The sequence below is a fragment of the Leptotrichia hongkongensis genome, from assembly GCF_007990635.1.
GTDB lineage: Bacteria > Fusobacteriota > Fusobacteriia > Fusobacteriales > Leptotrichiaceae > Leptotrichia > Leptotrichia hongkongensis.
Genome location: NZ_AP019846.1, coordinates 2,230,306 through 2,243,365 on the forward strand (window position 1 = coordinate 2,230,306; position 13,060 = coordinate 2,243,365).

A 13,060-nucleotide genomic window follows, 5' to 3' on the forward strand; every position below is an offset into this window, starting at 1 on the left:
TTTTCTTCTCCTTCTTTTATTTTTTTCTTTTAAATTTTATTCTGTCTAATACTTTCTTGACTTTATCGCTATGAAATGCTCCCATTATATACGAAATATGAAATATAGTACAAAATATATACTTTTTCTCATCTATTAATGCATCAATTATTGAATTTTGATCTCCAACAACAGCTTTGTACAAAAAATAAATCAATATTACAATCATTACGGTATTTAATCCTATTTTATTCATTTTTCCTAGAAAATCTTTATATAAATATCCTAAATAACACATAAATCCAGATAATATTACCAAACAAACACAATAAAATAGATAATTTAAAACAACTTGAATTTCTTTTATTTTTAAAATTCCCAAAGCATCTGCTATTCCTCCAAAAATCAGCGCGAAAAAAAGCCAGAATAAAATTCCTAATAGCGGATATATCACATTCTGAACTAAAAAATAAATTATCGTAAATAAAATTAATCCTAAAAAATTATTTGGTTTTCTCACAAATTTATTTGTATTTTTTTCCATTTATTTTTTCTCCTTCTTTTATTTATTTTTTCTTTTAAATTTTATTCTATCTAATATTTTTTTGACTTTATCACTAAAAAATACTCCGATTGTATAAAAAATATGTGATGCTGTACAGAAAATATGTATTTCCTGTGCTTTCGGTGCAAACATTGCTGTACTTTCATCTGTTTCTGTAAAAATTTTATACAAAAAATAGATTAAAATCGCTGTCATTACACAGCCTAATACAGTTTTATCCATTTTTTTCAAAAATTTACTGCACAAATATCCTAAGTAAAACACAAGCATAAGAACCGTTATTAAAGCAATTCCCGAAATTACAACAGCAATAGTGGTCATTGCCACTTGCGGAAGATGTAAAAATTCCAGAGCATTAATAATAATTCCTGCTAACGGCATCGCAAAAACCAGCCAGAACAAAAATGCCAATGCTGGATATATTGTTTTCTGAAAGAAAAAGTAAATCACTGTAAATAAAACTAATGCTAAAAAACTTTTTGCTTTTGACATAAATTTATTTTCATTTATTTTCATCCTTTTTTCTCCTTACTAATCTTTATTACTTTTTGTAATTTTTCTATTTTTTATAAACAGATAAATAATTTCTATAAGCAACATTACACTCCAAAACATCAAATAGAATGCTCTGTCTTTTTTATACTTTGTTTCCAATTTCTTGCTTAATTCTGAATTTAAAGAAATATTTTCATCTAAATCTCCTGTTTTATCTAATTGATATTGATATAAGATTTCTTTTTTACTCCCAAATTTATCAACAAAGTACTCAGCATCCTGTAATTTTATTTCTTTTAAACCTAATCTTTTTTCTAAAGTTTTCTCATCTAAGTTATATTCAATCTTATTACCGTTAATCAAAAAATATGTTTCTGGTTTGACACCATATTTTCCTTCGTAAGAATCTGTTTCTTCTATATAACCAACCCAAGTATTATTAATTTTAGCTAATCCATTTAAATACAAAATCAAATCTTCAGGCTTTGTCTTATCGACAAGTTTATAAACTTCATGCTCTGAATCCGAACTCAAAGTTCTTTTTATTAAAAAATTTTGTGATATTTTAATCTCACTGTTACGGTTAACTGTGTCATAAGGAAAACGAAGATACCTAACAAATAATAATGATAAAATTGTAAATGCGATAAGAAAATTAAACTTTCGTTTTGAAACAAAAAACCAGAAAGTTAATAAAATTAATATTGGAATTATAAAAGGTGATAACAAGACAAATCCCCAAGTTATATTTGTATCTGCAAGCATATTTTCTCCTTAATTTCTATATATTTATGACCCTTTTATTTTTCAGAAATACTTTTTAAAAAACTCTCATAAATCTCAAGTTTATCATCAAGATTTTGTAAATATTTTTGCCACTTTTCAATTTCTATGTTTACATATTTTTTATGATTTGTCAAAATTTTTATTCTTTCTTTTATCGTTCCGTTCCCTTCATATCGTAAATCTGAATATTTCTTAATTTCACTCAATTTCATTCCCATGTCTTTTAATCTTTTTAACATTTTTATCCATGCAATGTCAGTTTCATCATATATTCTTCTATTCTTTTCGTCTCTTTTTACACGAAATAGCTCCTTTTTTTCATAAAACCTTATTGTATATGGAGTTAAGCCTGTTTTTTCTGAAAATTCCTTTATTTGCATTGTTTTTTGTTCATTCTTTTTCATTTTATTTTCTCCTTTCAAAAAAGTTATTGACTTATACTATACTCTAACTGCTATCCTTTATTTATCAAATTTATGGAGGTAATAACTATGAAAATAAAATATACTGTTATAACAGGAGCAAGTTCGGGAATAGGTAGAGCTGTGGCTCTAAAATTTGCAAAAAGAAATAAAAATCTTATTCTGATTGCACGAAGAAAGAATTTACTAAAAGACTTAAAAAGCGAAATTTTGAAGAAAAATCCTAATTTGGACGTTCTTGTAATAGATTTTGACTTAACTGATGTCGGTAAAATCCCTGAACTATATTCAAAATTAAAAAATTATCACATTGAAACTTTAATAAACAATGCAGGTTTTGGAATGTATGGAGATGTAAAAGAGCAGTCTTTAAATAAAATTTCAGATATGCTTCATCTCAATGTAGAGGCATTAACTTTGCTATCTTCTTTATACGTCCAAGATTACCACAACGAAAAAGGCTCCCAATTAATCAATATTTCCTCAGCAGGAGGCTACACAATCGTCCCAAACGCAATTGTCTACTGTGCCACAAAATTCTACGTAAACGCCTTCACAGAAGGACTTGCACTAGAATTAAAGCAAAATAACGCACAATTAAAAGCAAAAGTCCTAGTACCCGCTGCAACCAAAACTAACTTTGGAAATGTCGCAACTGGTAAAACTAATTTTGATTATGATAAATCTTATCCAAACTATCATACATCCGAAGAAATGGCAAATTTTCTCATTCAACTTTACGAAAGCGACAAAACTGTCGGTTACATCAGCCGTGAAACTTTTGAATTTAACTTATCCGATGGATTTTTTCAAAATGCGTTTAGCTCTAAAAATAATGTGAAATTTTAAATATTAGTTTTTATTATTGATTTTCCTAAAAAAATATTATAAAATATACAAAAATTATTATTTAGGAGTGATTTATGAAAAAAATTATATTTGCATTGTTTTTACTGACTTTTAGTTTAAGTTTTTCTAATTCTGATATTGACATAATATCTAAAGAACTTTGGAGATGTACTCATTCCATCGATAAAACCTTTAAAGGACTTACTTATGTAAAATTTTTAAATGAAGATGGTAAACCTTCTATTTCAATTAGTATATTAGACAATCGTGCAGCACTAAAAACAGGAAAAGTTACCCTTGAACTTTCACAATTAGATTATGAAGTAAAAGAAGTATTGTTAATTCCATTTATTTTATAAATTTGAATGAAAAAACAAATGTTTTTCTAATTATAAATTATCTTATTCATTTGATAAAAAGAATAGACCTAAAATGGATTTATATCGTATTTCAGATAACAAAAAACTTTGTAACCTTATAACAAATTAAATTATCACAAATACAAAAGATAATTAATAATTTTTAAGCAATGATTTCTTAGTGATTTTCGTTGCTTGATTTTTATGTATAAAATAATAATTTATAAATATTTTAAAATTGTTAATATTAAAGATAGACATCTTTTATAAAAATATTCATAGTGTCTATCGTCTAAAATATTTATTTTATTTTTTTCATGATGTCTTATTCTATATTCATTACCAATTTTTGTCAAAGTTTTAAATTCTTCATTAAACATAATTTCAATTTCGGAATTGCCACAGCTTATTTGTTTAATAATTTGATTAGCTGAGTCTTTTTTATCTTTTGGATAATAGTAACTTTTAATTCTTTCAAAAGCATCCCAAATTTTTTCTACAGCAATTGAAAATTCTTTTTTTTCATAATATTTAGAAGCTGACATCAATAATTCTTCAATTCCTATTTCTTTTATTGGAATATTTGAATCTATTTCTAGATGTATGTTTAAGATTAAATCTAATTTTTTATTATTAAATTTTATCATAATATTATTCAATTCAAAAATTGATACTACTTTTGTTTTAAATTCTTCAACTTTATTTTCTTCAATATGCCTTAAAAAAATTTCAATTGTATCTAGTATAAAATAAGGAGATGTATTTTTGATAAATTTTTCAAAATTTTTAGAATTTATCCATTTTCCATTTTCATAATTTCCTGGAATGTAAAATAGTTTTATATCTTCCCAAAATTGACTGCTAATTTTTATTCGAGATTGAAAACCAGTTTCATCCATTACATATTGATATTCATTGTAAAATTCTAAAAGTTGATATATTTGATATCTAATTTTTTTAGAAAACACTACTTTTATTTCTTTATTTTTTATTGCTTCAATATTACGTTGAGAAAAAGGTATAAATAATTCTCCTTCTTTTTCATATTTTTTCCAACGATATACATCTCTTCCTGATATTTTTTTATAGACATATAACTCATACCCATCTTCTTTAATTAATTTATTGGTTTCATCAAAAAAAATACGCCAATTCCTTTTTTCGTTTCTAACTTCTGGATTAAATATTTCACAAATAAAAGCCAAAAATATTTCATCTGTTCCACTTAGTAGTTCAAATCTATCATCAGTAAAAATCCAGTTATATGGATAATCTTGATTATTTATAGTGTGTTGCCAAATATCTTCTTCTGCATTAATAAATCTTGAATCATAACTTTTTATTTGTTTTAATTTATATAACCTATTTAAAAATTCAATTTCTTCTAATCTTCCATAATATGGATAAAATTCTGTTATAGTTTCGCAAAATGCATCTACATATTCTATACCGTTCGTTAAAATATCAAAAATATCTCGTTTAGTAATTTCTGTAATATTTCTCATCTCATCAACCTTTATTTTATTTGTTTTTAATGATAATTAAAAATTGAAGTTTCTTCTATTGATATGATTTCAGGTAATTTTTCAATTTCTTCTTCATCTATTATCAATTTTTCATCAACCTTTATTTTTCTTAAACTTATCCATGTTGTATCAAATAACTCTGTACTATTATTATAAATTTTTTGACATAAATGTGTATTGTACACTCTGTTTCTATCTAACTTTATTGTTAATCTTTGTAGCCATATATTTATATAATCTGTATTGGGTATCTTATTTATTTTATCTATTAATTTATCAATATAATTAAAAATTTTATCATTATTATTTTCTTCTTTTAAAAAGAATAATAATTTACTTAAAATAACAACTCCCACTCCAATAGTATTTGGATTTTTAACTATTATCTCAATCAAAATACTTACAATTTGTTCTAAATCAGTTGGTTTTCTATTTAATTTTTCAATTCTCATAACATACAAATCTTTTAATGCTACGTTTATTCTGCTAGAATTTTTATATTTTTTACTAAATATTAGAATTTCTAATAAATGTTTTTGTATAGAATAATTATATTTAAAATATAAACTATATTCAGTATCTAAATCAAATGAAAATAAAATTGCCTTTAATTTTTCATATTCTAACTTTCCTGGTTTTATCCCATCTAAAATTATGTCAGTTGTAAGTAAAGTTTTATTTGTATTTAACTTAAAATTTAATTCTAACAAAACTTCTGATAAACATTTTGATATTATCTTTATTTCATTTGAAGAATTTGAAAAAATTCTATAATCATCTCTATAACGTAATATTCTATAGTTCTCTATTTTTTTATTTTCTAATTTTTCTTTTAATAATTTATCAGAATAAGATAAAACTATTTCAGCTAAAAAGTCAGTTAACAAACTTCCTTGTGGTATTCCATTTGTTTGACCAGAAGACATATCTTGAATTAATCCATCTATTATATTTCCTAATAAATTTTTATCTCCTCGGTTTGATTTAGCTACACTTTTTTCATGAATTGCCCATGAAATAGTATGTGTATATATAGAACCATAACAATTTAAAATATCTAAATGCAAGCAATATTCGTAATCTAAAGCTAATTTTATTGTTTCTTGCTCAACTTCTTCCCACCAATTTAATATAGTTTCTTCTTTATCATTCTTTTGAGTTAAAGATTTTTTAGGTATACTAATACACTTTATTTTCTCATATTGTCGACTTTTTAAAATATTTTTTAATTCGTTCCAATTATTTTCTTCTGTTATTACTGTAATTAAATAATAGTACAGCAATGGATGAATTAACTGATATGGTCTCCAATCAAGTTCTCCATCTTTATTAGCAAAAATTTTATAATTTGGTTCTACATCTCTTAATATCCTTGAATTTTTAATATCTGAAAAGTTTTTAGTTCCTGTATAAGAATAATCTTCTAATCTTTTGTCAACATCTTTTAACATATTATCAAAATTAAAATATTTAGGTAAATCTAAATTACAATAATTTTTACCTTCTAAAAAAAATTCTTTTGCTTCTTTCTCATCCATATCGGTTAATAATTTTATGTTCTCTTTCATTCTTTTCGCTCCTTCACTTTTTTACTATTTTTAATATACCCATTCCCATAAAACGCAATTCCCAACTGCCCCACCATCACAATCCAAATCAGTGGCTCGCAAATCATTACTCCCAAATATCCCAATTTTGGCACGATAAAAATTACGAAGATTATTTTTCCAAAAAATTCGATTATGCTCGAAACGAGGGGGATTAATTTTTCGCCAAGAGCCTGTAAAGCGTATCGCAAGTTAAAGAGGATTCCTAGTATTGTGAAAAACGGGGAGGCAATTTTTAGGTAGGTTGAGCCGTTGTGGAGGACGATTTCAGATTCGGAGCCTGACATCAGGTGAATCATGTTTTTGGAAAATAAATATACAAAAATTGTGATTCCGATTGCAAAAATTATGTCCATCATATTAGCGTAAAATACGCCTTTTCGGATTCTATCTACTTTATTTGCACCTTTATTTTGGGAAACGAAAGTTGCAAGTGCGAGTGCTATTGTAGTTAGCGGAATGTTGCAAAATCCCATAAGTTTTCTTGCCGAAGTATGTCCAGCGATAATCAAATATCCAAACCCATTTATCGCATACTGTAAAATAAGCGTTCCCATAAGTACAATCGCAATCATAAATCCCATAGAAAGTCCCTGTCCAAGCAGTTCCTTGTACAATTTTTTATCAAATCTGAAATGTTTTTTTCTAGGTATTAAAATTGGTTCTTTTACGTAAATGTAGATAATACTTAAGATAACTGAAATTGCCTGTGCAATAACTGTTGCAACCGCAGCTCCTCCAATTCCCATTTTAAGGGAAGTTATGAAATAAATATCAAGGAAAATATTTAAAATTGAAGCAATTACCAAAAATACGAGCGACATAAAGCTGTTTCCAATTGCACGTAAAAGTCCTGACGATAAATTGTAGGAAAAAGTTACACCAATAAACATTGTTATTATGTTTATATATTCAAATGCTTCTTTTATAATATTTTCAGGCGTATGCAAGATTTTTAACAGCGGCATAAGAATAAACCGTGATAAAATCATTATTCCCACAGTAATCCAAATTCCAATAACAATCGAGCCAGCCACAGACTTTTTCAAAAGATTCTTATTATTCGCCCCATAATTTCTAGCTGTAACCATACTAAGCCCATTTCCAATTCCTAATGCAAATCCAAAGATCAGCTCAAAAATAGCCGCCGAAGCTCCAATAGCCGCAAGCGAATTATCTCCCAAAGTATGCCCCACAATAGCAATATCCGCCATATTGTAAAGCTGCTGAAAAATATTCGACACAAGTATCGGTATCGAAAAAATCAGAAGCGACTTCAAAATACTATCATTTATCAAATCAACAGAAAAATTAAATTTTTTCATTTTTTGTCCTTTCTTTTTGTTTTTCAAATCGTAAGTTTTTTATTCTTATTTTAAAAATAGTTTTTTGTAAAAAATATAATTTTTCTATTTTTCCAAAAATTCCTTCATATCCGCAAACATTGGTATTTCCAGTTCAACTTCCTTTTTGCTTGCAGGATGTGTAAATTTTACCTTATAAGCGTGCAAAAATTGTCTATTTATTCCAAGTTCTTTATTTAAGCCATTTCCGTAAAGTTCGTCTCCTATGATTGTGTGTCCGATGGATTTTAGGTGAACTCGAATTTGATGAGTCCGCCCAGTAAACAGTTCACATTCTACTAATGTCACATTTTTTTCAGGATAAGTTTTCAAGACTTTTACAGCTGTTTTTGCGTATTGCCCCCGCTCATCAATTATCCTTTCCAAATTATCTCCATCCCGAAAAATCCGTCTTTCAATAACTATTTTATTTATTCCATTTTTTTCCAAAATTTCATTATTAAAATCATTTTTATTTTTCAAATTTAAATTATCTTTTGCATTTTTGCTGTTAAAATCTATATTTTCATTTATTGTAAAATTTATATTTTCAAAATTACTTTTACTTTTCAGATTTAAATTATTATTTTCTTTTTTACTGTTAAAATCTGTATTTTCTTCAATTTTATTATCTTTATTTTCAAAAGTTAAATTGTTTTCTATTTTTTTCATTTCATCGTATTTTTTCATTTCTCCAAAATTAACTTTTTCAATTTCAGGTTTCAAATTTTCCTTTTCCAAATCCTGAATCTTATGTTTTTCCCCATCTTTTGCAAGTTCTTCATTGATTCTGGCAATTTCCTTATCATCAATAATTCCATTCACAATCGCCAGATATTTTTTCTCAAAAATCGAAAAATTTTGTAAAAATGCCTGTGCAAAACTGTTTTTGGCAATAATAATCAGCCCAGATGTATTCATATCAAGCCTGTTGTAAAATCGTGGCACTCGAACTTCACCATATTTTTCCAAAAAATGATTTACAATTCCGTTTGCAAGTGTAAAATCAGCTTTTTTCTGTGTCGGATGTGTCAGCAAAAATGGCTCTTTATTCACAACCAAAATATCCTCATCTTCAAAAATAATATCAAGTGGCAGTTTAATCGGCTTAATATCCGTCCCCTTTTTCTTCTCTACAACTCTCAAATTCCCATGTGACGGCAATTTCTTAGTTAATCTTACCTGCTTTCCATTCAAAAAAACTTCCACATTTCTCAAACTTCTCCCCGAATAATTCTGCACTTCCCGTAAATACTGCGAGATTTTCATCCTCTGATGTTCCTTTTCGATTCTAAATTTTTTCATTATCTATACACATCCTTTTTACAAATTTATTTTTTTAATAAACTTTAAAATATTTAATTCTTACTCTAATCATCTCAATAAACCATTTTTTAAACTTATATTTTAAATTTGTTGTATTTTATTATACAAGCTATCATTTTAGTAAACCGACGGAGCTTTTATTTGTTCGACTACGACTGTTTGACGACTGGAAGGAGGAGTTTCGGAGTTGAGCAAATAAAAGTCGGAGTCTAGCCATAGGTACAGGATTTGCGGCAATGAGCAATCCTGTAAAAAAAAAGAAAAACACATTAATTATAGAAAAAATATTTATTAATAAAAATAAGTTGCTAAATAAATCTATTACTAAATATTTTTATTATTATTTTTCAAAATAATTATCAGTTTCCCATTTTCAAATTCCACACTTGCCTCATCTCCGCAGATTACATTGCTCACAAGTCTGGAGCTTTCCCTTTTCACATCAATTTTATCTGTTTCAAATTTAAAGCCCTTCAAGGTTAATTTTTCAACTTTTTCACTAATTGGAATGATTGAAAATTCATATTCCTTTTTATTTTTTAGGACAAAAGACTTTTCTACATAAAAAATTTCTTCATTTTCCTGCAAAAAAACGAGATTTTTATATTTTTCCATTATGAATAGGTTGCTCAAAGTCATGTCAATTCTTTTCCCAAGCCCACCAACAACAAATATTTTCTCAACAGAATTCTTATTTTCCGAAATTTTATTAATTTCTTCCAAAATCAATTCAAAATCCGTAAAATCCTTATCTTTTGGGAACTTTTTTATCAAAACATTCTTTTTTTCATAATATTCTAAAACTCCTTTTTCAATTGAATCCAAATCCCCAACAATCATTTCTGGCATTTTCCCATATTTAAACGCAAAATTTGCTCCACCATCCGCACAAAAACAAAATGTATTTTCCAAAACAAGTTTATCCATAAATTCCTGCGAATATTTATACTCTCCATTCAAAAAAATCACATATTTTTTCTCCATTTTTCTCCTTTCAGATAAAAAAATTTAATATATTTATTATACTGTTTTATATGGCTATTTACAAGATTACAAAAAAATCCCTTTAAATTTTAGGAATCTTCAAAATAACCTTAAATCCTTCATATTCACTATGTTTCATCATAATTTTACCATTATGGACATCAATAATTTGCTTTACGATAAGAAGTCCTAAACCGTGCCGCTGCTCTGTCGTATTTTTATCACAAACCATATAATGTGGGGCATTATTAAGTTTTTCTAGCTCTTTGTCAGAAACTCCTGTTCCATTATCTTCAACGCAAATTATGCAATTTTTTTCATCTTCTTTTACCGAGATATAAATTTTACATCCATTTTCATTGTGATTGATGCTATTTTGAATTAAGTTCGCCAGAGCTCGTTTTATCAAATTACTGTCGATATTGGCAAAGCAAGATACAAGTTCATTTTTCGTTTTCCACTCTATCGGAAATTTTTCATCAATATCCATATTCAAAAAATCAACGACAACTTGCCTAACGACTGCTACTACATTTTCTTTTTTCTGCTCAAAAGGCTGCATATTATATTCTAACTTTGAAGCAAGATTCAAATCATTTATTAAATTTTTTATACGCTCACTTTGTTTCAAAATGACAGAAAGCTTTTTATCCGTTTCATCTGATAAATTTAAAGATGTTTTCAATTGGCTTGTATAGCCCATTATCATTGATAGTGGAGTACGAATATCGTGGGAAACTCCTGCAATCCAGTTGGCTCGTGCCGTGTCTTTATTTCGCAATTGTTCCCTTTGATTTTGCAAAATTTCAGAAGTTTTATTTATACTTTTTGCAAGTTCTGACAAAACACCTTTTTCTTTAACATGTACAGGCGTATCTTTAGGCAAATTTTGTATGCCTTTTATTATTGGATTTACAGAACTTAAAAGTTTAGAGTTAGAAATAATGTATATTAAAAATATGAAAATTATGTTTAAACAAAAAAGCATAAGTAAAAACTTTGGAATATTTTTGATAAGTCCGTATTTCCAGTTGACTACTGGGTATTTCCAATAACTATTTTTAGGATAGCCTAGCACAAGTAAATTACTTTCAACTTTAGAAGTGAAAACAGGATAATTTTTTATATAGGCATGTGAAAATATGGCAATATCAGATATTGAGTATTCTTTTGGAATATCATTAGGTAAATTGTCTGTTTGCCATATAACTTTTTTTGAATCGTTGTCAATCAAGATTGCCCATATATTTTGTTTTTTTAAGTCAGCAGTCATTTCGTCAGACAAAGTGTATTTACCATTTTCAAATTTTAACATACTTGCTACTTTAAAAGTAAAGTTCATGGGAGGATTCTTTGAAACATATTTAACAATCCATAATCCGTATAGAAAAATATTTAATAATAGAAGAAGGACAAAACTTAATATTAAGGTTATTATAAAACGACGTATTAGTTTTAGTATGCTTTTCATATTACTTTCCCTCCACAATTAATTTGTAGCCTAATCCTTTCATTGTTATTAATGACACAGGATGGGAAGGGTTAATTTCAATTTTTTCTCTAATACGTCTTATATGTGTCATCAGTGAATTTGTATAAACATAGGCATTTTCACCCCATACAGCTTCACACAATGTATCTATGGTTACAATACGTCCAGCGTTTCGATAAAGAGTCTGTAATAATTCATATTCCTTTGCAGTTAATGATATATTTTTATTATCTTTTATAATTTCTCCACGAGAAAAATCAATTTGACAGCCATTTAAATTTACAATTGGACTTTCTTTTTTGTAAGTTCGCCGCAAAATTGCTGTAATTCTAAACAAAAGTTCTTTTGGCAAAAAAGGCTTTACAATGTAGTCATCCGCCCCTAATCCAAAGCCCTTGAATTTATCCTCATCTTCTCCACGTGCTGTAAGAAATAATACTGGATAATTACTGGCTTTTCTCAACTTTTCCAGCAATTCAAAACCATTTCCATCTGGAAGCATAACATCCAGTATCGCTAAATCAGGCTGTTTTTCTTCAACACATTTCATAGTTTCCTTCACACTTTTTGCAGTCTGTACATTTTTATACCCGTAATCAGCTAAAATTGATATAGTCATATCTAAAATTTCCTGCTCATCATCAACAATTAAAATACATTTATTTGTCAAATATTTTTCAATCATTTCAAAATCTCCTTTTTTTGCTATTTAAAATTTTATAAATTAATTATAGCATATAAATTAATTTCAGTTTTTTATTTTTCAAAAAAGTAAGGTAAATGTAAAGTAGAAAGAATATTATCGTAAGGTTGATGTGATAATATATGAGTGTAGAAAAGGAGGAAAGTACAAAATAAATATAAAAAAATTAACAGATGAGAGGAAGATTATTATGAAAATGGAACTAATAAAAAAATTAAGCGATGATGTTTTTGCAGATAAAAAACAACATTTAATGGCTAGCAGAATAGCATTAATTATGAGCTTAGTACCTATTTTAAGTCAAATTATGTCAATATTTAAGGTAAATTATGTAATAGCACATATGTTTGGTGCAGTAAATGCCTTGTGTATTTTAGGTTCTTTTGTATTATCTGTTTTATGCATAAAAAATCAAAAAAATCGTAATTTTATGAATATTTGCTCAATAATAATAAGTGGATTTTTTATGCTTGTTGTTGCAGCGTTGATGGCTATAGGTTTAATTTATACTATTGCCTATGTAGTAAAACACTAGAAGAATTAGGAATTTTCGTATAATATTATTTCAAATATTTGAATTTCATATTATAAGTAAAAAATCTGATTATATAAAAAGGCTGTCTC

Annotated in this window: 14 protein-coding genes; 3 read left to right on the top strand and 11 right to left on the bottom strand. The window is 26.9% G+C overall.

Annotated elements, in window-relative coordinates:
- Positions 1-16 precede the first annotated feature (16 nt).
- Genes FVE75_RS10635 through FVE75_RS10650 form a run of 4 tightly spaced genes read right to left on the bottom strand, consistent with a single transcriptional unit; the run spans position 17 to position 2,229 of the window.
- Positions 17-523: a sodium:proton symporter gene (locus FVE75_RS10635; RefSeq protein ID WP_147006397.1), complete on the bottom strand. Its 507-nt coding sequence runs from the start codon at positions 521-523 to the stop codon at positions 17-19.
- An 18-nt stretch (positions 524-541) separates the two neighbouring features.
- Positions 542-1,060 carry a MerT protein gene (locus FVE75_RS10640; protein ID WP_147006398.1) on the bottom strand — a complete coding sequence of 173 codons (519 nt, stop codon included), beginning with the start codon at positions 1,058-1,060 and terminating at the stop codon, positions 542-544.
- Between the two features lie 15 nt (positions 1,061-1,075).
- On the bottom strand, positions 1,076-1,804 hold the full coding sequence (locus FVE75_RS10645) for an endonuclease (protein ID WP_147006399.1): 729 nt from the start codon (positions 1,802-1,804) through the stop codon (positions 1,076-1,078).
- Between the two features lie 35 nt (positions 1,805-1,839).
- Positions 1,840-2,229 (bottom strand): MerR family transcriptional regulator, encoded by a 390-nt coding sequence (locus FVE75_RS10650; RefSeq protein WP_147006400.1) that lies wholly within the window; start codon positions 2,227-2,229, stop codon positions 1,840-1,842.
- 87 nt (positions 2,230-2,316) lie between these two features.
- Between FVE75_RS10650 and FVE75_RS10655 the strand changes: the two genes are divergently transcribed.
- Both FVE75_RS10655 and FVE75_RS10660 read left to right on the top strand, forming a co-directional pair.
- Complete coding sequence (locus FVE75_RS10655; RefSeq protein WP_147006401.1) at positions 2,317-3,096, top strand: SDR family NAD(P)-dependent oxidoreductase; 780 nt, start codon at positions 2,317-2,319, stop codon at positions 3,094-3,096.
- 74 nt (positions 3,097-3,170) lie between these two features.
- Positions 3,171-3,455 carry a hypothetical protein gene (locus FVE75_RS10660; RefSeq protein WP_232052552.1) on the top strand — a complete coding sequence of 95 codons (285 nt, stop codon included), beginning with the start codon at positions 3,171-3,173 and terminating at the stop codon, positions 3,453-3,455.
- Positions 3,456-3,676: 221 nt separating this feature from the next.
- On the opposite strand, the gene FVE75_RS10665 is transcribed toward FVE75_RS10660, so the two are convergent.
- The 7 genes from FVE75_RS10665 to FVE75_RS10695 form a co-directional block, all read right to left on the bottom strand.
- Positions 3,677-4,960, bottom strand: a complete 1,284-nt coding sequence (locus tag FVE75_RS10665; RefSeq protein ID WP_147006402.1) for an AbiJ-related protein — start codon at positions 4,958-4,960, stop codon at positions 3,677-3,679.
- Positions 4,961-4,986: 26 nt separating this feature from the next.
- Positions 4,987-6,549 carry an RNA-directed DNA polymerase gene (locus FVE75_RS10670; RefSeq protein ID WP_147006403.1) on the bottom strand — a complete coding sequence of 521 codons (1,563 nt, stop codon included), beginning with the start codon at positions 6,547-6,549 and terminating at the stop codon, positions 4,987-4,989.
- The gene (locus FVE75_RS10675; RefSeq protein ID WP_147006404.1) at positions 6,546-7,913 is read right to left on the bottom strand and encodes an MATE family efflux transporter; all 1,368 of its coding nucleotides are present in this window, start codon (positions 7,911-7,913) and stop codon (positions 6,546-6,548) included. The genes FVE75_RS10670 and FVE75_RS10675 overlap by 4 nt, the downstream gene beginning before the upstream one ends.
- An 84-nt stretch (positions 7,914-7,997) precedes the next feature.
- Positions 7,998-9,236 carry an RluA family pseudouridine synthase gene (locus tag FVE75_RS10680; RefSeq protein ID WP_147006405.1) on the bottom strand — a complete coding sequence of 413 codons (1,239 nt, stop codon included), beginning with the start codon at positions 9,234-9,236 and terminating at the stop codon, positions 7,998-8,000.
- A gap of 345 nt (positions 9,237-9,581) precedes the next feature.
- Positions 9,582-10,241, bottom strand: coding sequence for a thiamine diphosphokinase (locus tag FVE75_RS10685; RefSeq protein WP_147006406.1), 660 nt, complete (start codon positions 10,239-10,241; stop codon positions 9,582-9,584).
- 82 nt (positions 10,242-10,323) lie between these two features.
- On the bottom strand, positions 10,324-11,556 hold the full coding sequence (locus FVE75_RS10690; protein ID WP_232052553.1) for a sensor histidine kinase: 1,233 nt from the start codon (positions 11,554-11,556) through the stop codon (positions 10,324-10,326).
- Positions 11,557-11,713: 157 nt separating this feature from the next.
- Entirely contained in the window at positions 11,714-12,418 is a 705-nt protein-coding gene (locus FVE75_RS10695; protein ID WP_147006408.1) for a response regulator transcription factor, read from the bottom strand.
- 208 nt (positions 12,419-12,626) lie between these two features.
- Here FVE75_RS10695 and FVE75_RS10700 point away from each other — a divergent pair, with 208 nt between their 5' ends.
- Positions 12,627-12,971: a hypothetical protein gene (locus tag FVE75_RS10700; RefSeq protein ID WP_147006478.1), complete on the top strand. Its 345-nt coding sequence runs from the start codon at positions 12,627-12,629 to the stop codon at positions 12,969-12,971.
- Positions 12,972-13,060 lie beyond the last annotated feature (89 nt).